Annotated in this window: 27 protein-coding genes, 1 pseudogene and 1 riboswitch; of the genes and pseudogenes, 11 read left to right on the forward strand and 17 right to left on the reverse strand. The window is 69.2% G+C overall.

Annotated elements, in window-relative coordinates; all coding sequences use genetic code 11:
* Positions 1-121: 121 nt before the first annotated feature.
* Together ACT54R_RS22270 and ACT54R_RS22275 are read right to left on the reverse strand one after the other, a co-directional pair.
* Positions 122-1,501 (reverse strand): LLM class flavin-dependent oxidoreductase, encoded by a 1,380-nt coding sequence (locus ACT54R_RS22270; RefSeq protein WP_476330230.1) that lies wholly within the window; start codon positions 1,499-1,501, stop codon positions 122-124.
* Positions 1,502-1,737: 236 nt separating this feature from the next.
* Positions 1,738-3,171 carry an LLM class flavin-dependent oxidoreductase gene (locus tag ACT54R_RS22275; RefSeq protein ID WP_476330235.1) on the reverse strand — a complete coding sequence of 478 codons (1,434 nt, stop codon included), beginning with the start codon at positions 3,169-3,171 and terminating at the stop codon, positions 1,738-1,740.
* 133 nt (positions 3,172-3,304) lie between these two features.
* Here ACT54R_RS22275 and ACT54R_RS22280 point away from each other — a divergent pair, with 133 nt between their 5' ends.
* Positions 3,305-4,942 carry a rhodanese-like domain-containing protein gene (locus ACT54R_RS22280; RefSeq protein ID WP_476330239.1) on the forward strand — a complete coding sequence of 546 codons (1,638 nt, stop codon included), beginning with the start codon at positions 3,305-3,307 and terminating at the stop codon, positions 4,940-4,942.
* A gap of 54 nt (positions 4,943-4,996) precedes the next feature.
* Here the strand turns inward: ACT54R_RS22280 and ACT54R_RS22285 are convergent, their stop codons facing one another.
* From ACT54R_RS22285 to ACT54R_RS22320, 8 genes are all read right to left on the reverse strand, one after another.
* Positions 4,997-5,722, reverse strand: a complete 726-nt coding sequence (locus ACT54R_RS22285; protein ID WP_476330244.1) for an SDR family NAD(P)-dependent oxidoreductase — start codon at positions 5,720-5,722, stop codon at positions 4,997-4,999.
* A gap of 25 nt (positions 5,723-5,747) precedes the next feature.
* Positions 5,748-7,130: an MmgE/PrpD family protein gene (locus ACT54R_RS22290; RefSeq protein WP_476330246.1), complete on the reverse strand. Its 1,383-nt coding sequence runs from the start codon at positions 7,128-7,130 to the stop codon at positions 5,748-5,750.
* Positions 7,131-7,147: 17 nt separating this feature from the next.
* Positions 7,148-8,167 (reverse strand): type 2 periplasmic-binding domain-containing protein, encoded by a 1,020-nt coding sequence (locus tag ACT54R_RS22295; protein WP_476330249.1) that lies wholly within the window; start codon positions 8,165-8,167, stop codon positions 7,148-7,150.
* A gap of 24 nt (positions 8,168-8,191) precedes the next feature.
* Positions 8,192-9,205, reverse strand: coding sequence for a PhnD/SsuA/transferrin family substrate-binding protein (locus ACT54R_RS22300; protein ID WP_476330252.1), 1,014 nt, complete (start codon positions 9,203-9,205; stop codon positions 8,192-8,194).
* Positions 9,206-9,237: 32 nt separating this feature from the next.
* Positions 9,238-10,029: an ABC transporter ATP-binding protein gene (locus ACT54R_RS22305; protein ID WP_476330870.1), complete on the reverse strand. Its 792-nt coding sequence runs from the start codon at positions 10,027-10,029 to the stop codon at positions 9,238-9,240.
* The gene (locus ACT54R_RS22310; RefSeq protein ID WP_476330255.1) at positions 10,022-10,912 is read right to left on the reverse strand and encodes an ABC transporter permease; all 891 of its coding nucleotides are present in this window, start codon (positions 10,910-10,912) and stop codon (positions 10,022-10,024) included. The genes ACT54R_RS22305 and ACT54R_RS22310 overlap by 8 nt, the downstream gene beginning before the upstream one ends.
* A gap of 40 nt (positions 10,913-10,952) precedes the next feature.
* Positions 10,953-12,416, reverse strand: coding sequence for an FAD-dependent oxidoreductase (locus ACT54R_RS22315; protein WP_476330258.1), 1,464 nt, complete (start codon positions 12,414-12,416; stop codon positions 10,953-10,955).
* Between the two features lie 62 nt (positions 12,417-12,478).
* Complete coding sequence (locus tag ACT54R_RS22320; RefSeq protein WP_476330261.1) at positions 12,479-13,819, reverse strand: LLM class flavin-dependent oxidoreductase; 1,341 nt, start codon at positions 13,817-13,819, stop codon at positions 12,479-12,481.
* 311 nt (positions 13,820-14,130) lie between these two features.
* Between ACT54R_RS22320 and ACT54R_RS22325 the strand changes: the two genes are divergently transcribed.
* The 3 genes from ACT54R_RS22325 to ACT54R_RS22335 all read left to right on the forward strand — a co-directional run bounded on the left by ACT54R_RS22325 (position 14,131) and on the right by ACT54R_RS22335 (position 16,487).
* Positions 14,131-14,532 (forward strand): DUF2946 family protein, encoded by a 402-nt coding sequence (locus ACT54R_RS22325; protein ID WP_476330264.1) that lies wholly within the window; start codon positions 14,131-14,133, stop codon positions 14,530-14,532.
* A gap of 403 nt (positions 14,533-14,935) precedes the next feature.
* Positions 14,936-15,430 carry a copper chaperone PCu(A)C gene (locus ACT54R_RS22330; RefSeq protein WP_476330267.1) on the forward strand — a complete coding sequence of 165 codons (495 nt, stop codon included), beginning with the start codon at positions 14,936-14,938 and terminating at the stop codon, positions 15,428-15,430.
* 91 nt (positions 15,431-15,521) lie between these two features.
* A riboswitch (cobalamin riboswitch) is annotated at positions 15,522-15,766 on the forward strand.
* Between the two features lie 37 nt (positions 15,767-15,803).
* Positions 15,804-16,487, forward strand: a complete 684-nt coding sequence (locus ACT54R_RS22335; RefSeq protein ID WP_476330270.1) for an energy-coupling factor ABC transporter permease — start codon at positions 15,804-15,806, stop codon at positions 16,485-16,487.
* Between the two features lie 60 nt (positions 16,488-16,547).
* On the opposite strand, the gene ACT54R_RS22340 is transcribed toward ACT54R_RS22335, so the two are convergent.
* Both ACT54R_RS22340 and ACT54R_RS22345 read right to left on the reverse strand, forming a co-directional pair.
* A complete protein-coding gene (locus ACT54R_RS22340) occupies positions 16,548-17,132 on the reverse strand; it encodes a DUF983 domain-containing protein (RefSeq protein ID WP_476330272.1) in 585 nt (194 codons plus the stop codon).
* Between the two features lie 66 nt (positions 17,133-17,198).
* On the reverse strand, positions 17,199-17,588 hold the full coding sequence (locus ACT54R_RS22345; protein ID WP_476330275.1) for a hypothetical protein: 390 nt from the start codon (positions 17,586-17,588) through the stop codon (positions 17,199-17,201).
* A 147-nt stretch (positions 17,589-17,735) separates the two neighbouring features.
* Between ACT54R_RS22345 and ACT54R_RS22350 the strand changes: the two genes are divergently transcribed.
* A complete protein-coding gene (locus tag ACT54R_RS22350; protein ID WP_476330278.1) occupies positions 17,736-18,572 on the forward strand; it encodes an aldo/keto reductase in 837 nt (278 codons plus the stop codon).
* On the opposite strand, the gene ACT54R_RS22355 is transcribed toward ACT54R_RS22350, so the two are convergent.
* The 5 genes from ACT54R_RS22355 to ACT54R_RS22375 form a co-directional block, all read right to left on the reverse strand.
* Positions 18,569-19,480 (reverse strand): cation diffusion facilitator family transporter, encoded by a 912-nt coding sequence (locus tag ACT54R_RS22355; RefSeq protein ID WP_476330280.1) that lies wholly within the window; start codon positions 19,478-19,480, stop codon positions 18,569-18,571. The two genes, ACT54R_RS22350 and ACT54R_RS22355, sit on opposite strands and share 4 nt — an antisense overlap.
* Before the next feature lie 75 nt (positions 19,481-19,555).
* Positions 19,556-20,272 (reverse strand): TIGR02281 family clan AA aspartic protease, encoded by a 717-nt coding sequence (locus tag ACT54R_RS22360; RefSeq protein ID WP_476330283.1) that lies wholly within the window; start codon positions 20,270-20,272, stop codon positions 19,556-19,558.
* 6 nt (positions 20,273-20,278) lie between these two features.
* Entirely contained in the window at positions 20,279-20,515 is a 237-nt protein-coding gene (locus ACT54R_RS22365) for a DUF1289 domain-containing protein (RefSeq protein ID WP_476330287.1), read from the reverse strand.
* Positions 20,516-20,573: 58 nt separating this feature from the next.
* Positions 20,574-21,362 (reverse strand): adenosylcobinamide-GDP ribazoletransferase, encoded by a 789-nt coding sequence (cobS, locus tag ACT54R_RS22370; RefSeq protein WP_168457824.1) that lies wholly within the window; start codon positions 21,360-21,362, stop codon positions 20,574-20,576.
* A 142-nt stretch (positions 21,363-21,504) separates the two neighbouring features.
* Positions 21,505-21,924, reverse strand: coding sequence for an outer membrane protein assembly factor BamE (locus ACT54R_RS22375; RefSeq protein WP_168458261.1), 420 nt, complete (start codon positions 21,922-21,924; stop codon positions 21,505-21,507).
* A gap of 236 nt (positions 21,925-22,160) precedes the next feature.
* On the opposite strand from ACT54R_RS22375, the gene ACT54R_RS22380 reads away from it, so the two are divergent.
* The 6 genes and pseudogenes from ACT54R_RS22380 to ACT54R_RS22405 all read left to right on the forward strand — a co-directional run.
* Positions 22,161-22,724 (forward strand): ubiquinol-cytochrome C chaperone family protein, encoded by a 564-nt coding sequence (locus tag ACT54R_RS22380; protein ID WP_476330293.1) that lies wholly within the window; start codon positions 22,161-22,163, stop codon positions 22,722-22,724.
* Entirely contained in the window at positions 22,721-23,230 is a 510-nt protein-coding gene (locus ACT54R_RS22385; RefSeq protein ID WP_476330297.1) for a YceD family protein, read from the forward strand. The genes ACT54R_RS22380 and ACT54R_RS22385 overlap by 4 nt, the downstream gene beginning before the upstream one ends.
* 171 nt (positions 23,231-23,401) lie before the next feature.
* Positions 23,402-24,472 carry a phosphate acyltransferase PlsX gene (gene plsX, locus ACT54R_RS22390; protein WP_168457827.1) on the forward strand — a complete coding sequence of 357 codons (1,071 nt, stop codon included), beginning with the start codon at positions 23,402-23,404 and terminating at the stop codon, positions 24,470-24,472.
* On the forward strand, positions 24,469-25,443 hold the full coding sequence (locus ACT54R_RS22395; RefSeq protein WP_476330302.1) for a beta-ketoacyl-ACP synthase III: 975 nt from the start codon (positions 24,469-24,471) through the stop codon (positions 25,441-25,443). The genes plsX and ACT54R_RS22395 overlap by 4 nt, the downstream gene beginning before the upstream one ends.
* 207 nt (positions 25,444-25,650) lie before the next feature.
* A complete protein-coding gene (locus ACT54R_RS22400) occupies positions 25,651-25,968 on the forward strand; it encodes an integration host factor subunit alpha (protein ID WP_168457829.1) in 318 nt (105 codons plus the stop codon).
* Positions 25,969-26,128: 160 nt separating this feature from the next.
* Positions 26,129-26,407, forward strand: a pseudogene (locus ACT54R_RS22405) (MerR family transcriptional regulator); the annotation flags it as partial.
* Between the last annotated feature and the right edge of the window lie 86 nt (positions 26,408-26,493).

Raw genomic sequence — 26,493 nt, forward strand, 5'->3', positions numbered from 1 at the left:
CGGATGCCCCCTCTTGCGCGCCGATGCACCATGGATGACACGGCCAAGCTATATTGTCTAGTTAATCACGCGAATTAATAGATATTTGCCGGGCGACAGGTTGCACGACGCTTTTGGCCTCTCACGCGGCCGCGCTGAGCCTGCGATAGGCGGCGCCGGCATGGGTCTCCTTCAGCCGGTCGGAGCCGGAGAGCTTTCCGCGCAGGGTGCCGGGCGCGTAATCCTGCTTGTAGAGGCCGCGGCGCTGCAGCTCCGGCACCAGCAGGTCCACCACGTCGGTGAAGGTGTCCGGGAAGAAGGCGTGGGAGAGGTTGAAGCCGTCCACGTCCGCCGCCTCGACCCAGGCTTCCAGCTCGTCCGCGATGTCGGCCGGCGTGCCGGCTAAGAGCGGGCCGCGCCCGCCGATGCCGTTGTGGCCGATGATCTCGCGCAGCGTCCACACCCGGTCCGGCTCGGCGACCGTGAAGGTCTCCAGCAGCGACTGCACGGCATTCTCCTTGACCTCGCCGAGGGTCAGCGGCGCGTCGAGGTCGAAGGTGGAGAAATCGATGCCGGTCCAGCCGGAGAAAAGCGCCAGCACGCCCGCGGGGTCGGTGTAGCGGCGATAATCGGCGAGCTTGTCCTCCGCCTCCGCGCGGCTGCGGGCGGGAATGGCGGTGGCGAGGGTGAAGACGGCGATGTCGCGCGGATCGCGCCCGAGCGCCGCCGCCCGCGCCCGGATGTCGGCGATGCCCGGCGCGATGCTCGCCGGGGTCGGCCCGCCCACGAACACCGCCTCCGCATGGCGCGCTGCGAACGCCCGCCCGCGCGGGGAGGCGCCGGCCTGGAACAGGTAGGGTGTGCGCTGGAGCGAGGGCTCGGTGAGGTGGATGGTGTCTATGTCGAAATGCCGGCCTTCGTGCCGCACGCGGTGGACCTTCGAGGGATCGGCGAATATCCCGGAGGCGCGGTCGCGCACCACGGCGGCGTCCTCCCACGACCCCTCCCAGAGCTTGTAGGCGACCTCCAGGAATTCATCTGCCCGGTCATAGCGCGCGTCGTGGGAGAGCACTTTCTCACGGCCCACCGCGCGGGCGCCGCTGTCCGAATAGCCGGTGACGATGTTCCAGCCGATGCGGCCTTGCGTGAAATGATCGAGCGTCGAGAAGCGCCGCGCGAGCACCGCCGGCAGTTCGTGGGTGGTAGAGGCGGTGATGCCGAAGCCGAGATCACGCGTCTCGTGGGCGAGGGCGGAGACAAGCATCAGCGGATCGAGCTTCGGAAACTGGGCGCCGGAGCGGATCGCTGCGTCCGCGGTGCCGCCATAGACGTCATGCACGCCAATTCCGTCGGCGATGAACAGGGTGTCGAACTTGCCGCGCTCCAGCACCTTGGCGAGGTCTACCCAGTAGTCGAGCGTGTTGTAGTCAGCGCCCCGGCTCGCGGGATGCGCCCACAGGCCGGGCGAGAGATGCACCGGGCTGAAGCCGATGAAGCCGTTGAGGCGGATCTGGCGGGTCATGAAGCCTCGGAAGTTGCGCGCCTTCGGGCGTCAGCGCTGAAAAAGGGATGCGAGGGCGACGCGCAGCGAGGCCTTCCGGGAGACGGGAGCCGGTGCGCCCGGTGGGCGGAGCGGTGTGCCATTGCGCCGATCCGGGCGATGAGCCGGCACAGGCGCGATTTCGGGAGCGCAGACGGCTCCGAACATGAGGGCCATGGCCCCGAAGGCATCGGCGGACATGCGATTTGCTCCCGGAGTCAGACCGCCGCGCGCGCGTCGGCGACAGGCGCACCGGCAGGGCGGAAGGCGGCGGCGGGGTGGCTCTGCGGCAGGCGGCTGCGGCCGGGACCGTAGATTTTCTCGCGTAGCGTGCCGGGGGCGTAACTCTGCTTGAAGCGGCCGCGGCGGCGCAACTCGGGCACGACATATGTGCCGAAATCCGCATAGCCGCCGGGCGTCACGGCGTAGCTGAGGTTGAGGCCGTCCACGTCGGTCGCCTCGACCCAGGCCTCGATCTGGTCCGCCACCTGCGCGGCCGAGCCGATGAAGACCGGACCGCGCCCGCCGATGGCGTTGTGTTCGGCGAGTTCGCGCACCGTCCACACCCGGTTCGGATCGGCGATGGAGAAGGCTTCCAGCGCCGAGACCAGGCCCTGCGAGCGGTCGTCGAAGCGGATGGGGGCATCGAGGTCGTATTTCGAGAAGTCGATGGCGGTCCACCCGGAGAACAGGATCAGCGCCGCCTCGGGATTGAGGAAGCGGCGGTAGCTCGCGAGCTTCTCCTGCGCCTCCTCTTCCGTGGCGCCCACGATGGTGGTGGCCATGGAGAAGAACTTGAGTTCGCGCGGGTCGCGCCCCAGCGCGGCGGCGCGGGCACGGGTGTCGGCCACCACCGGGGCGATGACGTTGGGCGTCGGTCCGCTCACGAAGATGCACTCCGCGTGGCGCGCCGCGAAGGCCCGGCCGCGCGTGGAGGCGCCGGCCTGGAACAGCACGGGCGTGCGCTGGGGCGACGGCTCGGAGAGGTGGATCGCCTCCACCTGGAAATGCTGGCCGCGATGGACGATGGGCCGCACCTTCGCGGGATCGGCGAAGACGAGGTTCGCGCGGTCCCGCACTGCCGCGTCATCGTCCCAGCTGCCTTCCCACAAGGCGTAGACGGCATCGAGATATTCGTCGGCGATATCGTAGCGCGCATCGTGGGGCGTGAGCGCCTTCTCGCCCACGGCGCGGGAGCCGGAGGTGGTATGGCCGGTGACGATGTTCCAGCCGATGCGCCCCTTGGTCAGATGGTCCAGCGTCGACATGCGGCGGGCGAACGGGTAGGGCGGCTCGTAGAGGGCATTGCTGGTGATGCCGAAGCCCAGATTTTGCGTCACCCGCGCCATGGCCGACACCGCCACGATGGGGTCGAGCTTGGGGAGCTGCGCGCCCACCTTCAGCGCCGCGTGGTAGGAGCCGCCATAGACATCGTTGGAGGCCATGCTGTCGGCGATGAACAGGGCGTCGAAACCGCCCTCTTCCAGCGTGCGGGCGAGATCGGTCCAGTAGCCGAGCGTGGTGTAGTCGAGCGAGCGGTCTTCCGGATGCCGCCACAGGCCTGGCGAGTGATGCACCGGCGAGGCCATGGCGAAGGCGTTGACGCGGATTTCCTTTTTGCGACCGGTGCTGTCCGGGGCGGGCGTTTGCATCATCGTCTCATTCCGTTCAGCGGCTTCACGAGAGCGCAGGAGAGCAGGGTCGACTCTTTTAGTCAATAAATTCCATTGAATTTATATATAAACAAAGGAAGGATAGCGGCCCACACCTCTCCGGGAGACAGCCATGACCGCGACCGCCGCGCTCCAAAACCAGCCTGCCGCATTGTCTGAGCCCTATCGATTCATCACCGTCGAGCACTTGCGGGAGCTTCTCGCCAGCAGTGGAGAAGTCGCGCTGGTGGATGCCCGCGAGGAGGGCGTGCGCTCCCGCGATGGCCACATCCTCCAGTCGGTCCCGCTGCCCCTGAGCCAGATCGAGCTGCGCGCCGCGGCCCTCCTGCCGCGCTTCGGTGCGCCAGTGGTGGTGACCGATGGCGGTGCCGGCGACCTCGCCACCCGCGCCGCGCGCCGGCTTGCCGAGCTGGGCTATTCGGACGTGTCCGTGCTCGAAGGCGGCGTCTCCGCCTGGGAGGCGGCGGGCGGCATCGCCTATACCGGCTCCAACGTGCTCTCCAAGGCATTCGGCGAATTCGTCGAGCACGCCTATGGCACGCCCCGCCTACCCGCGCGCGAGGTGAAGGAACGGCTCGATCGCGGCGAGGACATCGTGATCCTCGACGGGCGGACTTTCCAGGAGTTCGAGAACTTCCACATCCCTGGCGCCCATGCGGTGCCCAACGCCGAATTGCCGTTCCGCGTCCACGGCCTGGTGCCCTCCGAGGAGACGCTGGTGGTGGTGAATTGCGCGGGCCGCACCCGCTCGATCATCGGCGCGCAGGCGCTCATCAATGCCGGCCTTCCCAACACCGTGGTGGCGCTGGAGAACGGCACCATGGCCTGGCTGTTCGAGGGCTACGACCTCGCCCATGGCGACCGCGCGGACGTTCCCGCCCCCGGCCCCGCCGAGCTTGAGAAGGCGCGCGCCAGCGTCGCCCGCCTCACCCGCCGCTTCGGCATCCGTACGCTCGATCGCGCGGGACTCGCCCGCTTCGAGGCGGAGCGCGACGCGCGCACGCTCCATGTGCTCGACGTGCGCACCCGCGCCGAATACGAGGCCGGCCATCTGCCCGGGTCGCTCTGGGCGGAAGGCGGCCAGTTGGTGCAGGCCACTGACCGCTGGGTGGGAACCCGCAACGCCCGCATCGTGCTGGTGGACGACGCCGACGGCGTGCGCGCGGCCATCACAGCCTCCTGGCTCATCCAGCTCGGCGTCGGTGAAGTCTACGTGCTCGGCCTAGATGCGGGTGACCGCCTGGAGCAGGGGCCGGAGCCGCAGGTCGTGCTCGGCCGCGCGCCCACCGTTGCGGTGATCCAGGTGGCGGGGCTGGAGCGGCTCATCGCCAAGGATGCGGTGGTGGTGCTCGATCTCGATACGAGTCTGGCCCATGCGGCGGGACACATTCCCGGCGCCCGCTTCGCGGTGCGTTCGCGCCTGCCGGAGGGGCTGGACACCCTGCCGCCGCGCCCGTTGGTGCTCACCTCATCGGACGGTCGCCTCGCGGCGCTGGCAGCGGCGGAACTCGCGGGTTCCGGCCGGCAGGTGTCCGTGCTGGAGGGCGGAACGGCGGCCTGGAAGGCCATCGGCCTGCCGCTGGAGACCGGCGAGACCGCCCCGCTGCACGCGGCCGACGATGTGTGGCGCTCGCCCTATCAGGAGGCTGGCGACCGCCATGCCGCCTTCCGCCGCTATCTCGACTGGGAAATCGACCTGATCCGCCAGATCGAGCGCGACGACACCATCGCCTTCAAGGTCTATCCCTGACGCACGAAGGCCGCCGGACGAGCATCGGGCGGCCTTCCGCTTTTTCAGATCGGGTCAGGCAAGGGCGCGCCCGCCGCCGTCCACGAACAGGTTGGAACCGGTGATGTAGCGCGCCTCGTCCGACAGCAGGAACGCCACCGCGTCGGCGACGTCGGTGGGAAGGCCCGGGCCGGGAAGGGCAGTGTCGGGCGGTGACCCCTTGCCGGCGGCGTTCAGCGCGTCGAGCCGGGGTGACTTGATGGGCCCGGGCGACACGGCATTAACCCGCACGCCCTGCGGCCCGTAGACGGTGCCGAGGCCGCGCACCAGAAGGATCAGCGCCGCATTCACGCTGGAGCCCGGAAGATGCTGCGGCGAGGGCTCGATGCCGCCGCGCCCGCTCAGCACCACCACGCTGCCTTTCCCCGATGCGATGAGATGGGGCAGCGCCGCGCGCACCACACGCACGGTGCCGAGCAGCTTGGCGTCGATCACCTTCAGCCAGTCGGTATCTGCTAGCTTCAGGAAGTCGCCGAAGATGGGCAGGTTGGTGGAGGTCACCACCCCGTCCAGCCGGCCGAAGCGCCGGGCGATCTCTGCGGCGGCGGCATCGACGGCCGCCGGATCGGTGATGTCCACGGCAAGCGGGATGATGCGCTCGGCGGAGGGCAGCGTCTCCGCGCGCCGGCCGGAGGCGATCACCGTCGCGCCCTGCGCCGCCAGCGTCTCGGCGCTGGCCCGGCCGAGGGCGCCGCCTGCGCCGGTGATCCAGATCACGCGGTCCTTGAAATCATGTGCCATTGGGGCCTCGTTGGATGGGTGCCGTTCAGAGCACCTGGTCGAACAGGGTGGAAACGTCGTCCACCCCTTCCAGCCGGTGGATGCGCTGCACCAGCGCTTCGATGCGGGCCGGCGGCAGCGCGTTGCGGCCGTAGCTGAAGGCGGCGACCAGCTTGGCGTGGATCTCGTCCTCCGAGAGCGGCGCGTCCGCGCTGCCGGGCACGGCCTCGACGCGGTGGGAGAGACGGCGGCCGTCGTGGGTCTCGATGGTGACGTCCGCGGGGGCGAAGGTGCCGGTGCGGCTCTCATCGACGCGCACGAGGAGGCGGTCCACCAGCGGCCGGATGGCCGGGTCGAGCACCGCCGCCGGCTCGATGTCCGCGAGGCCGAAGCCGCCGCGCGCGAGGACGGCGGCGACGCCGTAGCGCACGTTGAACTGCCCCGTCACCTGCGGGTTGGCCTCGGGCGCGAAGGCGCCGCCCACGAGGCGGGCCATGTAGGGCGTGAGCACGATCTCGCCCCGCGCCACATCCGCGGCGCCGATGCCCTCGCGTGCGACGATCTCCAGCGCGGCGGTGAGCGCGGCATGGCTGCAGCCGCAGGCGGGGAATCGCTTGAGCGCGGTATCCTCCACCAGATAACGCCGCCCGAGCCCCTCCAGCACCTCTTCCGGCCGCCCGTCCTCGAACAACGCGAAGAGGCCATAGGGCCCCTCTAAGGCTGCGCGCGGGCCGGTGGTGCCGAGGGCGGCGAGATCGGCGGAAATGATGCCGTCCCGCGCCGCGAAGGCCGACTGCAGGCGCTTGGTGAGGCGCTGCTCCACATGGCTCTGCTGGGTGCCGCCGGCATGGCACAGGGCGATGCCGAGGGCGTTGTGGGTGCGGTCAGGGTCGAGCCCGCGCAGGCGCGCGGCGGCGAGCGCAGCGCCGAACACGCCGGCGATGGACGTATGGAAGAAGCCCCGGTTGGTGCGCGTCGCCGCCGCTAGGCGCACCACGAGCTCATTGCCGAGGGTGAGGGCGGCGAGAAGCTCGCGCCCGTTGCGCCGCTGCTGCTCGGCCACGGCGAGCGCGGCGGGGGCGACGATGATGTCGGCATGGATGAAGCCGGCGAGGCTGTCGAAATCGAGCGCGGCCGCGAGCGTGCCGTTGTAGAAGGCGGCGGCGGAGGGCTCGCGCCGTGTCTCGCCCTCGCCCCAGAGGCTGGCGTGGCCCGGCGCGCCGCGCAGCGCGAGCGCGCGCGCAGCGTTGACGCCGGCCGCATCCGCCGCGGCCCAGGCAACGGCGAGCGTATCGAGCAGCACGCGCTTGGTGGTGGCGATGGTACGGGCCGGGATATCCTCGAACCGGATGCGCTGGAACGTTTCCACCACGGCGGCGGTGACGTCGGCGCGCACCCCGGCCGCCTTGGGGCTGACGGAGATGGTCATGGTCCCTCCGGCGCCGTTCAGTTCACGGCGGCGTTGAAGGTGGTGTTGAACTCGGACGAGACATCAATGGCGCGGGGAATGGCGCCGGCTTCCAGAAGCGCATCGGCGATCTTCTGCTCGCGGCGGATCAGCTCGGCATCGATGGGGCGCAGCCGCGCCTTGCCGAATTCCACATAATAGCGGGCGCGGGCCGGGCTCTGCTTCACCCTATCGATATAGATGCGCTCGGCGGTGTCGAGATTGTCCGCATACCACGCGAAGTATAGCGCCAGCCGGCCGACGAAATCCTGCAGCACCGCGCGCCGCGCGGGATCGGCGATGGCGTCCGTGCGGGCGGCGAACACGCCGAGCGCGGGCACGTCGAGGTCGTCGCTGGTGAGCACGATGCGCGCCTGACCCTTCTCCACCGCCTCGCCCACCAGAGCGCCGAGGCCGGAATAGACATCCACATGGTCGGCATTGAAGGCGGTGGCGGCGGCATTGCCGTCGCCGAACTGGATGGGGTCGATGTCGGCGGTGGTAAGGCCCCCCGCCCGGCGAGCGAGGAGATACTGCACATAGTTCAAGCCGCCGAAGTTGAAGCCCCATTTGAGGCCCTTCAGCTCGGCCGCCGTCTTCGCGCCGGTGCGGCTGCGCACGGCGGTGACGATGCGCGGATAGCGCGCGTCGAGATTTCGCCAGCCGGCGATGATCTGGAGCGGCGGCCCGCCGGCCCAGCCATCGGCGGACTTGCCCTGCTCGATGATGAGCGAGGTGTCGCCGAGATGGGCGAGATCGATGGCCTTTGAATAGGCAGCCGTGAGCTGCGCGGCAGGGCCGGGCAGCACCACCCATTCCACCTTGTAGGGGGCCCCTTCAAACACACCCGACGCCTGGGCCAGCTCCGGAAGTGTCGAATCCTGATAGCCGACCTTGAGGCTCACGTCCGCCGCCCCCGCCCGCCCGGCGCCGAGGCCGGGGAGGAGGAGCGCGCCCGTCGCGGCAAGGAGGGTGCGCCGCGTAAGCCGGCCGGCGACGGGCGGAAGAGGGGCTGCCATCTGTGGTCTCCCGTTCCTCGCCGCTCAGTTGCCGCCGACGGTGGAGGAATTGAAGCCGCGATAGAACTCGACGTTCACGTTGATCTTCTTGGGGATGGCGCCAGCGTCGGTGAGGATGTCCGCAATCTTCTGCTCGCGGGCGACGAGCTTTTCGTCCAGCGGCTGGAAGGTGGCCTTCTGGTAGAGGGTGGTGAGTTTCGCCCGCGCCGGGGTCTGCTTCACCTTCTCCTCATAGAGCTTCTGCACCTCGTCGAGATGGTCGGCGTACCAGGTCCAGTGGGTGCGCACGCGGGCCAGGAAATCGGCGAGAGCCGCGCGCTTGGCGGGGTCCTTCAGCACGTCGCCGCGGGCGGTGAAGACGTTGAGGGCCGGAATCTCCAGCTCGTCGCTGGTGATGAGCACCCGGGCGGCACCCTTCTCGATGGATTCACCCACCGGCGCGATGGAACCTGAGAATGCGTCCACCCGGCCGGAATTGAAGGCGGCCGCGCTGGCGTTCTGGTCGCCGAGCTGCACCGCCTCGTAGTCCTTCGGGGTAAGGCCGGCCTTCAGGCCGGTGAGCACGTATTGCAGATAGTTGAAGCCGCCGAAATTGTACGACCACTTCTTGCCGCGCAGGTCGGCCAGCGTGTCGATCTTGGCATCCGTGCGCACCACGGTGACGATGGGCGGATACTTGCCGTCATTGGCCCGCCAGCCGGCGATGATCTGCAGCGGGGGATTGCCCTCCACCCAGTCGTCCTTCGCCTTGCCCTGCTCGATGATGAGCGAGGTGTCGCCCATGTGGCCCACATCGATGTTCTTGGAATAGAGCGCCGAAAGCTGCGCCGCCGGGCCGGGCAGGATCACCCATTCCACGTCATAGGGCGCGCCCTCCAACACCTTGGAAGCGGTGACGGTTGAGGGCACGGTGAGGTCCTGATAGCCGATCAGCAGCTTCACGCGCTCCTCGGCGGAAGCCGGGGCGGCGAAGACGGTGGCGAGAATGGCGCCCGCTGCGAAGAGGTGACGGCGGGAGAAACGCGGGGAGAGGGTCACAGGGAAAGGCTCCGGATCGAAAACGGGAAGGGTCAGGCGTGGCCACCGGCCTCGGGGGAGGCGACGCCCAGCTCGGCGAGCAGGCGGGAGCGGAGCGCGGCGAAGCCGGCGTCGCCGCGCTTGCGTGGACGCTCCAGAGGAACGCGCGCATCGAAGCGGATGCCGCCGCCGGACAGGACGATCACCCGGTCGGACATGAGGATGGCCTCGTCCACGTCGTGGGTGACGAGGACCACCGCCGGCAGGTGGCGCCGCCAGAGCTGTGCCACGAGATCGTGCATGCGGATGCGGGTCAGCGCATCGAGGGCGGCGAAGGGCTCGTCCAGCAGCAGGAGGTTGGGCTCGCCGGCCAAGGCGCGGGCGAGGGCCACACGCTGCGCCTCACCACCGGAGAGGGTCTTGGGCCACACGTCCACATGGCGGCCGAGGCCCACTTCCTCCAGCGCCGCGGCGGCGAGGCGACGGGTGACGCGGTTCTGCACATGGCCGAGCACCACGTTCTGCCACACGCGCTTGGCCGGCACGAGCCGCGGCTCCTGAAACACCACGGAGCGGGCAGAGGCGACTTCCACGCGCCCGCCATCGGCCCGGTCGAGCCCGGCGAGGATGCGCAGCAGCGTCGTCTTGCCGGTGCCCGAGGGGCCGAGCAGGGAGACGAACTCGCCGCGCCGGACTTCGAGGTCGATGCCGTCCAGCACCGCGCGCGAGCCGAACACCCGGCGCACGCCTTCAAGGCGGACGGCCACCGGCTGGACGGGTGCGGGAGGAGCGGCAAGATCGAGGCCGGCGAGCGCGACGGCTTCGGCGGGAGCGGAGCTATGCAAGGACAAGGCTGGGCCTCCAGGGCAGGGCGAGGCGTTCCACCAGACGCATCACGAGGTCGATGACGATGCCGAGCAGCGCGTAGACGATGATGCCGGCGATGATGATGTCGGTGCGCTGGTTCTGGTTGGCGTTGATGAGGATGAAGCCGATGCCCGAGCGCGCGTTGATCTGCTCCGCTGCCACCAGCGCCAGCAGCGACACGCCGGCCGCGAAGCGCAGCCCGACGAGGATCGAGGGCAAGGCCGTGGGGATGATGACGCGGGTGGCGATGCGGCCATGGGAGAGGCCGAACACCCGCGCCGCCTCGATCAGCTTCTGGTCCACCCCGCGCACGCCGGAATAGGTGTTGAGATAGACCGGGAAGATGGTGGCGCCGAAGATGAGCGCGATCTTCGCCTGCTCGCCGATGCCGAACCAGATAATGAAGAGCGGGATCATGGCGATGAACGGGATGGTCCGCAGCATCTGCAGGGGCGCATCGAACAATTCCTCGCCCACCCGCCACAGGCCGGCGAAGAGGCCGAGCACCAGCCCGACGCTCGCCCCCAGCGCCAACCCCGTCAGCGCGCGGGCGAGGGAGGCGGGAATCGCGGCCTGAAGCTCACCGGTCCGGATCAGTTCCGCATAGGCCGAGATGATGTCGGCCGGGGAGGGGAGCACCTCCGGCGCGACGAAGCCGAGGCTGGAACTCGCCTGCCAGACAGCGAGAAGCAGCCCCGGCACCAGCGCGCGGGAGGCGAAGCGGGCGCTCTTGCCGAAGCGCGAGCGGGCGGGCGTCGCCGCGCCGCGTGGGCTGAGGTCCACCAGATCGAGCGCGACCACCTGCTGCGGCTGGCCGGGAGCGGTAGCGACAAAGGCGGGCGGCGGTTGCTGGACGGTCATCTCGGCATTCCGGAGCGAATGGATGGGGGCAGGCGGTGGCTCATTCGGCGGCGGCCAGGGTGTCGGCGCTTGCGAGCGCGCAGGCGTAGAGATCGCGCGGCAAATCGTCGGAGCCCACGGGGGCAAGGAAGCGCGCGAGGTGCTTCGCCCGATCGGCGACGAACAGGTCGCGGCCGATGGCGGCCACCGCGCGCGGGATATTGTGGCGCAGGCTCGCAATGTCTCCGACAGGCCGCCCCGTGCTGGTCATGGCCGAGAAGGCGAGGAAGTGGATGTCGGTGAGGAAGGGCGCCGCGCCCTTTTCCGTCTCCTTGAGCTCGAAGGCCGGGCCGAGATAGGGGGCGCTGGCGAGCGCGGCGTCGGCCTCGTCCACCGCCACCTTGTCCGACCAGCGGGCGATGGCGGGGGCGAAATCGGCGAAGGGCGGGAAAAGCCGTGCGTCGGCCTGATAGCCGGTGCCGAGCAGGATGAAGTCGGCGTCGAAGGTCGCGCCCGAATTCAGCGTGATGCGTACGCCGTCCGCGTGCCGCTCCACCGCGCGCCAGCCGGCGTCGAGATGGATGCGGAAGTTGTCATGGGCGACCGCCCGCTTCACCGCCGCCGGCGGCGGGAACGAGGCGCGGCGGCGGAAGTGGGCCATCGCCGCCCAGCGGTCGGCATCTGGCAGCGCGTGGAAATGCTCCCAGGCGCCGAAGAAGCCGAACGGCTTGAGGGCCGAGCCGCGCGCGAGGTCGGTGCCGCGCGAGAACAGGTCCACCGCCCCCGCACCGGCCTCCAGCAGCGCCCCCGCCGCGTCGAAGGCCGAGGCGGCGGAGCCGAGGATGGCGATGCGGCGGCCGGCGAGGGCTTTGGGATCGAAATCGTGGGTGTGGGCGTAGAGCTGGCCCGGCAGGCCCCCCACCACATCGGGGATGAACGGCCCGCCCGCGCCGGCAATGCCGGTGGCCAGCACCAGCTTGCGGGTGGTCTCGGTGAAGGTCTTCCCGTCCGCCGTGAGATGGAGCCGCAGGCGCCCCTCGGTTTCCCGCCCCTCCTGCGGCTCCACCCGCGCGAGGGTGACGCCATTGCGCACCTCGACACCGGAAGCTGTGCGGAACCACGCCACATAGTCCGCCCAGATCTCACGCGGCACGGTCGGCAGCGCCGCATAGGCATCGACCCCGTAGGCGGCCTCGTACCACGCCTGGAACGAGAGGCTGGGCAGGCCCAGCTCCGGGCCAGGCGGCACCTTGGGCGTGCGCAGGATGGTCATGCGCGCGGGGCCCCGCCAGATGCCCTCGCCACCGGCCGGCGCCGTATCGATGACGCTGACCCGGCCGATGCCGGCGCGCCTCAGGCCGAAGGCGACCGCAAGGCCGCTCTGGCCCGCACCCACCACCACTACGTTGTGGTCGATGCCCTCAGCCGGAGGCACCCAGTGCGTTCCGGTCTCCCCGATGCGGGCGAGATCGGCCTGTGCCTGGGCGGCAAGGCGGGCAAGGGCGGCGATGTCGGGGGTGGTCATGGTCTGGTCCCGTGGATGAGGAGCGGTCACCCGCTTTGGCGACGATGCGCGCGCGGTCGGCGTCAGACGGCCAGCTCTGCGGCCGGCTTTCCGGGGGCGAAGCGGCTGGTGGGGCGGGGGAGGCCGAAATGCTCCCGCAGCGTCCGGCCCGCATAGTGGGTGCGGAACAGCCCGCGTTTGCGCAGCAGCGGCACCACATGATCCACGAAGACCTCAAGGCCCTCGGGCAGCACGTCCGGCATCAGGTTGAAGCCATCCACGGCACCGGCCGTGAACCAGGCCTCGATGTCGTCGGCGATGGCCTCCGGCGTGCCGACGATGACGCGGTGGCCGGTGGAGCCGCCGAAGCGCCGGATGAGCTGGCGCACCGTGAGCTTCTCGCGGTCCGCCGCGCCCACCAGCGCATCGAAGAAGGTCTGCATCCCGTCCACCGGGCGGGCCACCTCCGGCAGCTGGCCGTCGAGGTCGAGCGATGACGGATCCACCTTGAGGATGCCGGCGACGCGGCGCAGCCCGTAGTCGCCGGGGCTGAGCGCCCACAGCTCCTCCTCGCGGCGGCGGGCTTCCGCCTCGGTGGAACCGATGATGGTCGCGAGGCCGGGCAGGATCACGATGTCGTCGCCGCTGCGGCCGAAGGTGCGGGCCTGGGTACGCACCGAGGCCGCGAAGGCTAGCGCCTCTTCCAGCGTGTGGGCGACGGAGAAGATGGCTTCCGCATGCCGCGCGGCGAGGCGGATGCCGTCCGCCGAGCCACCCGCCTGCACCAGCACCGGCCGCCCCTGTACCGAGCGCGGCACGTTGAGGGGCCCGCGAACCGAGAAGTGGCGGCCACGATGCTCGATGGGATGGACCTTGGCGGTGTCGATGAAGCGGCCGGACGCCTTGTCGCCGACGAAGGCGTCGTCCTCCCAGCTGTCCCACAGGGCTGTCACCACGTCGGCGAATTCGTCGGCGCGCTCATAGCGGCTGGCGTGGGCCTCTAGCTCGTCGGTGCCGAAATTGCGGGCGGCTGCGGCATCGGCGGTGGTGACGATGTTCCAGCCCACCCGGCCATTGCTGGCGATATCGAGGGAGGCGAAGCGGCGGGCGAGATTATAGGGGTCGTTGAAGCTGGTGGAGGCGGTGCCGATCAGCCCCAGATGCTCGGTGGCGGCGGCCACATGCGCCAGCACGATGGTCGGCTCCAGCGCCTGGAACGGGCGCAGATCCGGACGATCGGAAAAGGACGGTACGTCGGCCAGGAAGATGGCGTCGAAGGTGCCGCGCTCGGCGATCTGCGCGACCTTCACGTAATGGGCGATGTCCGCATAGGCGCGGGGATCGGACGACGGCGCACGCCAGGCCGAGCTGTAGAAGCCGGCGTTCAGGGTGTTCACGTTCAGATGCAGCTGGCGCGCGGCCATGACGTCGCTCCCGGAGGACGGAGACCGGCGGGCGATGCGCGTTCGATGCGGGTGCCGGCCAATCGATGCCGGCTACTCTACGAACCTGAATTAGTTTGTCTATAAATTTAATTGAATTTATCTCGAGACCAAATCCGGCGCTGCAGCTGAAGAACCTGAAAAGCCTGCAATGGCGCAGCATTGCGCGCATCCTGGGCAGTCCGTTAAGGCGGTCCTGAACCGGGGCCGCCGCCGCGCGCCGCGCTTTCAGGATGACAAGCGCCGTGATGCCATTAACATCGACGCAACGGATCGGACTCACGGAGCGGACGGTGGTCGGGCGGCAGCAACTGGCGAGGTTGGGGCGCGGCGCGTTTGGCGTCTTGCTGGCCTATGCCTTTTTGCTGCAGGTCATCGTCGGGGGACTGGCGACGCAGCGCATGACCTTCGCCGCCATGGACGGCGCCAGCCCGAGTCTTTGCGCCTCCATCCAGAACAATTCCCACCCTCAGCCGGGGCATTCCGGCCCGGGACAGACGGACGCGGATCATTCCGCCTGCTGCCCGCTGTGCGCATTCTCCTTGCTGTCGCCCTTGCTGCCCATGTCTGTGGCGGCCGGCCAGCCTGTAGCCGCACCGCTTCCCGCCGCGCGTTCCGGCATGGAGAGCCCGCCCGCACCGGGCCTCCAGCGTTATGAGCCACGCACGTCGCAAGGGCCTCCGCTAAACGCCTGACCGCCGGTTTCACCGTGGTCATCGCGTTGCTGGACCAGCTCCACGCTGGCGGCGACCGCGGTCCATGGTGAATGTCGAGCGCATCGAGAGCCCCGGCGCCATCCGTCGCTGCGGGAGCGCTCGACTGGGCGGCGGAGTGAGCCTCGTGTTCAAGCCGCCCACCGACAAGGCGTCCGCCGCCTTCGTCGTCGCCCCTCTCTTGGAAGGCATGTTCACCACACTCCTGTGGATGCGGCCGCAACCGGCCGTGCGGCCTTCTTCCGTGCGCAGACGCAATAGGGCCCGCGCACGCTCCGCCGAGGCTGCCCCCCCCGGGGAAGCCTCAGTTTGAACCGAGCTTTGCTGTTACATCCACGCCTTTCCGACTCAGCGCGGGAATGGCGCAACACCTGAGGAGTAGGCCATGTCCATCTTCCATCTCACCCGCCGCGCCGTGATCGCGGCAGCGGTCGCGACCGTCGTGTTCGCGGGCGGCGCGGCCATGGCGCACGACTACAAGGCGGGCACGCTGCAGATCGACCATCCCTGGTCGCGGGCCACGCCGGGTGGCGCGAGCGTCGCTGCCGGCTATCTGGTGGTGAAGAACACCGGCACCGCACCCGACCGCCTCATCTCCGCCAGCGTGCCGTTCGCCGGCCGGGTCGAGATCCATGAGATGGGCATGAAGGACGGCGTCATGATCATGCGTCCGGTTCCGGACGGTCTCACCATCCCGGCCGGTGGCAGCGTCGAGCTGAAGCCCGGCGGCTACCACATCATGTTCCTGGAGCTGAAGAGCCCACTGAAGGAAGGCACCTCCGTGGACGGTACGCTGACCTTCGAGAAGGCCGGCACCGTGCCCGTGCAGTTCCAGGTCGAGGGCCTCGGCGCCTCCGGCAGCACCCATTCCGGACACTGAGGCCGGAAACGCGCTCGCACGACACGCCGGGCCAAACGGTCCCGGCGCGTCGTGCCTGCGGGATTGCTTGACAGCGCGGAGGTGTTGGGTGCCTGCTGCGCATGCGAACGGTGCTCCGGTTGCCACGGCATCCGGAGTGAAACGGGAATGGGGTAGTGCCTGAACCTGCGGAGCCAATCCGCATGATCCGGCCCGAAGCCCCAACCGCCCCCGCGACTGTGAGCGGCGAGCGATCTTCCAGCATGCCACTGGCCAAAGCCCCCTCGGGCCGGCCGGGAAGGCGGGGGTGAGCGTAGACCCGCGAGTCAGGAGACCGGCCGGTCGCATGATGACACCCCTCGGGCCGTCGGGTGAGACGGCAACGGAGACCTGCATGCATATCGAACCCGGACTCGTCGACGGGGCCAAGATCGGCCTCAGCTATGTCACCGCGGCCGCCGCCGGCGGCTATGCCCTGAAGCTTGCCTATGAGGCGGCGCGCGAGCGCGGCGTCCTCTCGCTGGCGGGCCGCACCTTCGCCACCACCGCTTTGGTGTTCAGCTTCTTTGAGGTGCTGCCGCACTATCCGGTGGGCGTCTCGGAAGTCCACCTCATCCTCGGCTCGACCCTGTTCCTGATGTTCGGTGCTGCCCCGGCCGCCCTCGGGCTCGCCTTCGGCCTGCTCATCCAGGGCCTGTTCTTCGCGCCGTTCGACCTGCCCCAGTATGGGATGAACGTGACCACCCTGCTGGTGCCGCTGTTCGGCGTCGCCGCCGTCGCGCGCCGCATCTTGGCGCCGGGCACGCCCTATGTGGAGCTGAAGTACGGCCAGGCGCTCGCCCTCTCCACCGCCTATCAGGCCGGCATCGTGGGCTGGGTGGCGTTCTGGGCGGTCTACGGCCAGGGCTTCGCGGCGGAGAACCTCACTTCGGTGGCGAGCTTCGGCGGCGCCTACATGCTCGTCATCATCGTCGAGCCGCTGGTGGACCTTGCGGTGCTCGCTGCCGCGAAGGCGCTGCATGGCGCAGTCAAGGGCGGCAGCCCGCTGCTGGAGCGCCGGCTCTACGACGCGGCCTGATCGCGCCCCCAACCCTCGGATAAGCGAACGCCGGCGGTGCTCCCGCCGGCGTTCTGCGTTTCAGGGGACCTCGACGGGCGGGGGCAGGGCGGGAGAGGGCAGGGCGGCTGGGGCTTCCGGGTCCGGTACCAGATGGCGGAGCGGATCGAAACCTCCCACATGGTTGGCCCAGGCAAGACCGACGGCGAGGCCCTTGGCGCGGGGCAGCACGTGGAAGGCGGCTGCCACGGCGACGAGTTCGCTCGCCGCCAGCTCGACCGCCAGCGGCAGGTCGCTCAGCAACTCCAGAATGCCGCCCACCAGCGATCCGGCCAGCAGCGCGAGGGGGATTGCGAGCACCGGCACGGCATTGGTAACGCGGGCATGGCCCAGCGCCTCGTTGCAATGGGAGCACGTCTGCGAAACCTGCATCCAGCGTCCGAACAGGGCGCCCTCGCCGCAGGCCGGGCACCGGCCCGACCAGCCGCGCCGGGCGGCCGCCTCGATGGGGCGGGGCGGGTTGAAGCCGTTGGTGTGAAAGAGGCGGCGCGGCGCGCGGCGGGCCGGATCGAACGCTGTGCGGGTGGCGGCGCCGAATTCGGCGGACATGGCGGCGCGGGCGCGCGCAAGCGCCTCTGATGGCGCGTGAGATTGCGTGTCTGACATGGACGTAACCCGAAAGGCCGCGTCAGCGGCAGGGACCGGAGGCGCCGGGATGGCTCCCGCGCCGGTTCAGCTCTGGGTCACGTTCCCGGGGGGCCCGCGGGCCTGCGCGCCACGGGCCTCCTCGCCCGTCCGGCGATCGCTGCGCAGGGAGAGATGGGCAATAAGCCGCGCATCGGGCGCCGCCAGCGCGGGTTGCGGCTCGGCGGCAAGGCCGGACGCCGATGTGAGCACGCAGGCGTCGCAGGGATGCGCCTTGAGTACCGTTCCCGCGTCTCCACCGTTGAGGCAGAGGTCCGGCAGCGTCCCGTCCGGCAACGCGTAGGCTGCAAGATCGACCGGCGCTTCGGAGGAGGGCAGGGCGACAGGCTGATGGGCAAACCCGAGCGTCAACTGCGCCAGCACAAACAGTGCGGCAGCGGCCACCCGCAAGCCTTTGAATCCCAACCCGATGCCCATGTTCCGCTTGTGTGCAACGCGGCAGAAGGGGTCAAGCGCGTGAATCTACGCAGCGTCCCCCTGCCGCAGGCCGGCTCTGGACCTCCCAGAAGCAGGCGTTATGGTCGCCCGCAACCCGCCAGCGGAAAGCAGCCCCAAGGAACCGCCATGACCAAGACCGTGACCCTTTCCAATGGCGAGACGGTGCCCGCCCTCGGCCAGGGCACCTGGTACATGGGTGAGCGCTCGACGGCGCGCGCAACGGAGGCGAAGGCCCTGAGGCGGGGCATCGACCTTGGCCTGACGCTCATCGACACGGCGGAAATGTATGCCGATGGCGGCGCCGAGGAGGTGGTGGGGGAGGCGATCGCCGGGCGCCGGGACGAGGTGTTCCTCGTCAGCAAGGTCTATCCGCACAATGCCAGCCGGGCGGGCGTCGCCGCCGCCTGTGAGCGCAGCCTGAAGCGGATGAAGACCGATGTGATCGACCTCTATCTGCTGCACTGGCGCGGCAATCATCCCCTGTCCGAGACCGTCGCCGGATTCGAGGCGCTGCAGAAGGCGGGCAAGATTCGCCTGTGGGGCGTGAGCAACCTCGACACGGACGACATGGAGGAACTGCTCGCGATCAGGGGCGGGACTGCCTGCGCGGCCAACCAGGTGCTCTACAACCCGAGCCGCCGCGGGCCGGAATTCGACCTGTTCCCGGAGCTTCGCGCCGCGCACGTTCCGGTCATGGCCTACAGCCCCATCGAGCAGGCCCGCCTGCCCCGCGGCGGCGCACTGGGCAGCGTGGCCAAGAAGCACGGGGTGGACCCCTTCCAGGTGGCGCTGGCTTGGGTGATGCGCAGCGGCGACGTGATCGCCATCCCGAAGGCGAGCCACATCGAGCATGTGGAGATGAACGCCGCCGCACGCGATCTGGTGCTGGACGCCGAAGACCTGGCCGCCATCGACAAGGCCTTTCCCCCGCCGCGCCGGAAGGTCGGGCTGGAGATGCTCTAGGTCGCCTCTGCCGCAGGATCATAGGGCGTGGGGATCACCACCACGTCGGCGTCGGGAATGGCAGAAGTCAGCGTCTGTCGCAGGGCTTCCGTCACCGAGCTGACATCGGCGATGGTGCGCCCCGGCGCGAAGCCCACCGTGATCTCCACATGGGCCACATTGCCGGACTTGCGCGTGCGCACACTGATGAGCTGCTCATAGCGATCGAAATAGGCGGCGAGTGCGGAATTCACCTTCATCTGCAACGGCTCGGCCAGCGCCCGATCCAGCAGGTCGGGCAGGGCTTCCGAGATCATGCCGCCGCCGATCACCACCATGAAGGCCGCGCCGATGAGCCCGCCGATATCGTCAGCCGCCAGCCCCAACTCGGAGTGCGGAAACAGGACGTCGAGTGCGACACACACCACCACGGTCACCGAGGCGACGGCCTTGGCGATGCGGGCCCGGAACTGGCTGAGCACGATGATGGACGTGCCTGCGCGCGTCGCCCGCCACAGCGGAACCAGCGGCGCCAGATTGGTGAACAGGTTGTAGATGACGAGGGCCAGGGCGGCCGCCACCCAGAAGGGGGGCAGGGGTTCGGATTCGGTCGAATCCATCACCTTGATGAGGATGAACACGGCCGCCAGCAACAGCAGCACGCCAATAGCGGCCGAAAACATGCGCTCCAGCTTGCCGATGCCGAAATCGTAGAAATACAGGCGGCCGCGATGGGCGGCGCGCAGCGTCACCAGCGCGAGGCCTTCCACCAGCAGCAGCAGGCCGCCGCGCAGCATCTCCGCCAGCATGGCCACCGAGCCGATGCGCCACACCGTGACGAGGTAAGGCACGAAGACGCTGAAATCGAGAAGGATCGCGAACAGGATCGCGCGTTCCTTCTGGAGATCGGTCGCTGTGGGCACGCGCATGGGGCTTCGCAGATCAGGCCGGGGGGGGCGGACGCCCGAAAACCTAACCGAGGCCGGCAGCCAGCGGAAATACAATCATTTTCCGCCGCGCATGACCAATTTGTCGCCGCGGAACTCGAAGCCTTCGAGGCGCGACAGGAAGCTCATGCCGAGGAGGCTGGTGCGCAGCGCCCCGGCCGGCGACACCAGAGCCGGCACATGACGCTCGACAATGCTGCCGATGGTTATGGTGTCCAGCACCACGGCGGCTGCTCGTGTCCGTCCGGCGGCGGTATCCACGGGCACGTCATACTTCAGGAAGTCCACCGGCAGGCCCACCGCCTGCGCCGCCTCGTGGGTCAGCACCACGGACGAGGCGCCGGTGTCGACCAGCATGCTCACCCCGGAGCCGTTGATGCCCGCGCGCACGGCGAAGTCACCGCCGGCGCCGCGCGTGACCTCGACGATGCTGGTGCCGGTCTGCGCGAGGTTCACCGCATAGCCCGGCGCCACCTCGGCCAGCACCTTGCGGCCAACCTGTGCGAGGGGATCGCGATAGGTGTAGCCCAGCGCCAGCAGGGCGGCGAGCACCAGCCAGAAGGCGGCGGCCATGAGCGATTCGGCGATCCGTCCGCGAAAGATGGACCAGGCCGCTGCGCCGACGAATACGGCGATGGACAGTTGGCCCACCAGCGCACCGAACTTGTTGATGTCGATGCCGGCCACCTCGCCCTGCTCGTGGTTGACGGCGAGGATGACGCCGCCGGCGAACAGGCCGATCAGGAGAAGCCAGAGGAGGCGGTCGCTGCGCATGGCGGCCTATTCCAGGAAGGCGTCCGGCGCCGTCTCCTTCAGACGTGCCAGCCGCTCGGGAAGGACGGCCATGATCCGGTCGCGCGCCTCCGCAGAGAAGGAGGCCCAGCCGCCGATCTCGCGCAGCGTTCGTCCGCAGCCGATGCACAGCCCGCTCAAGGGCTCCACCACGCACAGCTTGATGCAAGGCGTGACGGTGGCGTTCGCCGCTGGAAGGGTCCGGGGTGCTGACGGTTCGATCATGGCTGCGCGGTTGTGCGCTCGGCTCCTTCGGGCTGGCGGGGCGGGAATCGCCGCTCGCCTACCGTCCGCCGAAGATAAGCACGCCGAGGAGGAACACAATCACCGCCACCTGCTGGGTGGCGCCGGCCACATCGCCGGTCTGCCCGCCGATGAGCCGGCTGGAGAGGCGCATCATCACGAGCAGAGCGAGGATCGGCCCGATCAGGCCGGCAAAGGCTGCACCGGTGCCGAAGGCCGCCACCATCACCACCGAGACGATCAGGGCGGCGACCAGCCCGCAGGACAGCGCCGCCGCTTCCGAGGGGCGGCCGACGGACGCGCCGGCGCCGTCGGTACGGGCAGGGGGGAGCGCGGCGATGAGCAGCACCCCGGCGGCGCGGGAGGCAGCCTCGCCGGCAATCAGGGCGAGCCCGGCGCGGAGCGGGCCGACCGAGACGGCGAGCGCCTCCAGCGCGCCGATCCGCAGCAGCAGCCCCAGCAGCAGCGCCGTCGCTCCGTAGGTGCCGATGCGGCTGTCGCGCATGATGGCGAGCTTGTGCGCACGGTCGCGGCCGCCGCCCAGCCCATCGGCGGTGTCGGCCAGCCCATCCTCGTGGAAGCATCCGGTGGCCAGCGCCAGCACCGCCACCGCCAGCACGGCGGCAAGAAACGCCGGAAGCTTCAACGCCATGGCGAGGATGAGCACCAGCGCCCCGATCAGGCCGAGCACCGCGCCGGCGATGGGCACCGCGTAGGCGATGCGGTCGATGTCGGGGGGGGCGAAGGCGGTGTCATCCCGCGCCGGCAGCGGCAGGCGGGAATAGAAGCGCAGCGCGGCGGCGAGGTCCTGTCCGAGTGTTCTGGCCATCGGTTGGGGCTCGTCGCTCCGGACGTTGCGGAAGGGGCGGCCGGTCTCCCGTGCCGCCCGGGTCCTTGGGAGCGCCATTTGCGGCGAAGGTCAAGGCCCGGCGCGTTGCCCCGCCAGACCCTCTCGCGATCCAGCCCCCGGATCAGAAGGTGATTAGGCCGATCATCTGGCGGATGAGGCTCAGTTCCTCGCCGCTGGTGGGCGTGGTCTGCGACACGAAGTCGAACACCTTGCCGTCCTTGAGCCCATACTGGGCGATGCGCGTCACCCGCTTGTTCTTGTCGAAATAGACCGCCAGCACCTTCTGCTCGGTGATTTCTGGCTTGAGGAAGGCGACGCGCTGCTGGGTCTGGGAGATGTAGAAGAAAGCGTCGCCGTTCAGGGTCGCAACGGTAGAGGGCGTGCCGAGCACGAGCAGCACCTGCTCCTGGCTCGATCCAACCGGAACCTGATCGAGCGCGCCCTCGGCCAGCACGTAGCCGCGCTGATAGGTGCGAACGACGCCAGTGAGCTGGCCGCCCGTGCCGTTCACGACCACCTGGTCGCAGCCGGCGAGCGCCATACCGGCGAGCAGGAGCGTGGCGGTCGCCGCAGGCCCGAGCCTCCGGCGTGAGGTGTTCCGCTCGGTCTTCGTGTGCCAGTGCCTCGTGTCAAGTGACGCCACACGCATCCCCATCTTTGTCCTTGTGAACGGCGCCCCGGCGCGCCGCCTCGGCTACCGCCCCTTGCCATGCGGGCGAGGGCGCGTTACGCCGCTTGCCCGTTCAACTGCCGCCGGACCTGGGCCCGGGATCCGAAATGCTCAACCTGTTCCGCTCGTCAAAGCGTGCCAAGTCCCGCGAGACCATCGAGCGCCTGTATGGCGCGATCGTGGCACAGTCGCGGCGGGCGGAGTTCTACACTGACTTCGGCGTTCCCGATACGCTGGAGGGACGCTTTGAAATGGTGGTGCTCCACACCGTCCTCGTCTGCCACCGCCTGAAGGGCGGCGACGACATCGCGCGCGCCATGTCGCAGGAGATTTTCGACGCCTTCGCCGCCGACATGGACGCCACCATGCGCGAACTGGGCGTGGGCGACCTCACCGTTCCGAAGAAGATGAAGAAGGTCGGCGAGGCCTTCTACGGCCGTGCTGCGGCATATGATACCGCGCTGGCCGCGTCCGGCAACGACCTGCTCGCCCTGGCGCTCGCCCGCAACATTCTCGGCACGGACGGCGCGGCGCCGGCGGCCAATCCGTTCGCGGCTTACGTTCGCAACGCAGCCGAGCGCCTTGCCGATACGCCGTTTGAAACTTTCGCCCGGGGCGTGCTGGCGCTGCCGAATCCCGAATACGGGCCTGCGCCGGAGGCCGGACAGTGAGCGACCTTCCTTATTCCTACATGATCTCTGTCGCGGACCTCCCGCCGCTTGGCCTCCACCTGAAGCTCGAGCTGGATGCCGAGACCACGGCGGCGCTTGCCCGTCACATCGGCGTCTTGCACGCCGAAGGGATCGTGGCGGCGCTTCACCTGGTGCCCGAAGGCAAGGAAGGCGTGCGCGTCTCCGGCCGACTCACGGCCACGGTCCGCCAGACCTGCGGGGTCACGCTCGAGCCGTTCGACGCGCCCCTCGACGAAGAGATCGACGTCCATTTTGCCCCCGCCGGCAGCTATGTGCGCTCGGAGGAGGACGAGGAAAACGGGATCGATCCGCCCGACGAGATCGTGGACGGGCGGATCGATGTGGGCGCGCTGCTGTGCGAGTTCCTCGCCCTCGGCGTCGATCCCTACCCGCGCAAGCCCGGCGCGGTGTTCGAGCCGCCGGCCGAGGATGCCGCCGCGCTTTCGCCCTTCTCCGCGCTCTCGCGGCTGAAGGACAAGGAGTGAGCACGCCTCGCCGCCGCGGAGCAGTTGCGATGCCGCCGCGACACGCTATTGTCCGCGCGCCGCAACGGCGACGGTAACGACGGGACATGCTTGCCGGGATTCCGATCCCACACTTTTTCCGCCAGGGCAGAGCCCGCCGCCATTTGATCGAAGCAGGGATTTACGCCTGAGATGACCGTAGCCGTCCGCATCGCCCTCGACGCCATGGGCGGCGACCATGGACCCGAGACGGTCCTTGCCGGAGCGGAAATCTCCCTCGGACGCCATCCGGACACAGCCTTTGTCCTCTATGGCGACGAGGCGCGGATCCGCGAGGTTCTGAAAAGCCATCCCAAGCTCGCGGCGGCCTCCCGCATCGTCCACACCGAGGTGGTGGTGGGCATGGACGACAAGCCGAGCCAGGCGCTGCGCCGCGGCCGCTACAAATCGTCCATGTGGAAGGCCATCGACGCGGTGAAGGTCCACGAGGCCGACGTCGCCGTCTCCGCCGGCAACACCGGCGCGCTGATGGCCATGGCCAACTTTAACCTGCGCACCATGCCCGGCATCAGCCGCCCCGCCATTGCCGCCATCTGGCCGACGCTGCGCGGCGAGACCGTGGTGCTGGACGTGGGTGCCTCCATCGGTGCCACCGCAAAGAGCCTCGTCGAGATGGCGATCATGGGCTCGGCCATGGCGCGCGTGCTGTTCGACATCGAGGAGCCGACCGTGGGTCTCCTCAACGTCGGGGTCGAGGAGATCAAGGGCGTCGAGGAGGTGAAGGAAGCCGCGCGCATCCTCCGGGAGGAGGGGGTGGCGGTGAACTATCACGGCTTCGTCGAGGGCAACGACATCGGCGCCGGTACGGTGGACGTGGTCGTTACCGAAGGCTTTTCCGGCAACATCGCGCTCAAGACCGCCGAGGGCACGGCCAAGCAGCTTGCCTCCTACCTGCGCTCGGCCATGAGCCGGACGCTGCGGGCGAGGATCGGCTATCTTTTCGCGCGCGACGCGTTTCGCGTGCTGAAGGAGAAGATGGACCCGCGCCGGGCCAACGGCGGCGTGTTCCTCGGCCTCAACGGCATCGTCATCAAGAGCCACGGGGGCACCGACGCGGAGGGCTTCGCCGCCGCCGTCGACCTCGCCTATGACATGGTGCGCCACGAACTGCTGGCGCGCATCGAACAGAGCCTCACCAGCCGCAGGCCTCCGGAGATTTCCGAGCGCCGGCCGGAGGCCGCAGGGGCGGAAGGACAATCGTGAGCGGTATCAGGTCCGTCGCCCGGGGCACCGGGTCCTATCTCCCCGAGCGGGTCCTCAGCAATGCCGATCTCGCGGCAAGCATGGACACGTCCGACGAGTGGATCGTCCAGCGCACCGGCATCCGCCAGCGGCACATCGCGGCGGAGGGCGAATACACCTCCCACCTCGCCATCAAGGCGGCCCAGCGCGCGCTTGATGCGTCCGGCCTCACCGCCGCCGACATCGACCTGATCGTCCTCGGCACGGCGACCCCTGACCAGACGTTTCCGGCCACCTCCGTGACCGTGCAGGCCGAACTGGGTATTACGCGCGGCGCGGCCTTCGACATCCAGGCGGTGTGCTCGGGCTTCGTCTTCGCCCTCGCCACGGCGGATGCCTATCTGAAGACCGGTGCCTTCAAGCGGGCGCTGGTGATCGGTGCCGAGACCTTCTCGCGCATCCTCGACTGGGAGGACCGCGGCACCTGCGTGCTGTTCGGCGACGGCGCCGGTGCGCTGGTGCTGGAAGGCGCGGATGCGGCGTCGGCCGGCAATTCCGGTCTCCTCACCTCCCACCTGCGTTCGGACGGACGGCATCGCGCCAAGCTCTATGTGGACGGCGGGCCCTCCACCACGGGCACCGCCGGCCATCTGCGCATGGAAGGCAAGGAAGTGTTCAAGCACGCGGTGGGGATGATCACCGACGTGATCGAGGATGCCTTCGCCGCCACCGGCGAGAGTGCCGCGAGCATCGACTGGTTCGTGCCCCATCAGGCCAACCGCCGCATCATCGACGCCAGCGCCCAGAAGCTGGGGATCGCGCCGGAGAAGGTGGTGACCACCGTGGACCTCCACGGCAACACCTCCGCCGCCTCCATCCCCCTGGCGCTTGATGTCGCAGTGCGGGATGGCCGCATTACGCAGGGTGATCTGGTCCTGCTTGAGGCGATGGGCGGTGGATTCACCTGGGGGTCGGCGTTGATCCGCTGGTAAGCCACATAAAGCGTTGACCTTGTTCGGCCCGCGCGGCTAGTTTGCCGGACGCCGTTGCCCACAGGCGCTGGGGCTCGTTGAGGTGCGGCGTCGTATCCGTCACATTCGTGCAGCCTCAACTGTTAAGAATTGCTGCGTTTGCAAGGCTGGGCGGTCGCAGGGCGTTGGCGGCCGGTCCGAGCGCGCTTTCAGGGGTCGGGGAGACATATGGCTGGTCGGACCGTAACGCGGGCGGATCTGTGTGAGGCCGTCTATCAGCAGGTAGGACTGTCTCGTACCGAGTCTGCCCAACTCGTCGAGATGGTTCTCAAGGAGATCGCGGACTGCCTCGCCCGTGGCGAGACGGTCAAGCTGTCTTCGTTCGGCTCCTTCGTCGTGCGCGACAAGGGCGAGCGCATCGGGCGCAATCCCAAGACCGGCCAGGAGGTGCCCATCGAGCCCCGCCGGGTCATGGTCTTCAAGCCCTCCAGCATCCTGAAGCACCGCATCAACGGCACCGAGCCGGACGGGACGGACGAGGACTGATCCTCGACGCCCGCCCAGCGGACAGGATTTCGTAACCGATCGCGCGAACACCCGGGGACAAGCCCTTGCCGTGGCTTGCCCGCCTTTCCGCATGCGCCAATCGCACCTATGATTCCTCGACGGGCTCTGGGCGATTCGGTCGAACGAGGCGGGAGACAAGGTGGGCGACGCGCGCGAGACGGAGAAAGCTCCGGACGCCTTCCGGACCATCAGCGAGGTGGCGGACGAGCTTGAGCTGCCGCAGCACGTCCTGCGTTTCTGGGAAAGCCGATTCACCCAGATCAAGCCGGTGAAGCGCGCCGGCGGCCGGCGATTCTATCGGCCGGAGGACGTGGACCTCCTGCGCGGCATCCGGCACCTGCTCTATACCGACGGCTTCACCATCAAGGGCGCCCAGCGGGTGCTGAAGGATCAGGGCGTGCGCTACGTCCAGGATCTCGGCATCGAGCGCGAGGTGGCGTCCATGCGGTCTGCCCGCCCGGCCCGTGCGGCAGGCGGGGAGGGGGTCACATTCGGCGGCCTGCT

The organism is Xanthobacter sp. DMC47 (assembly GCF_056313845.1).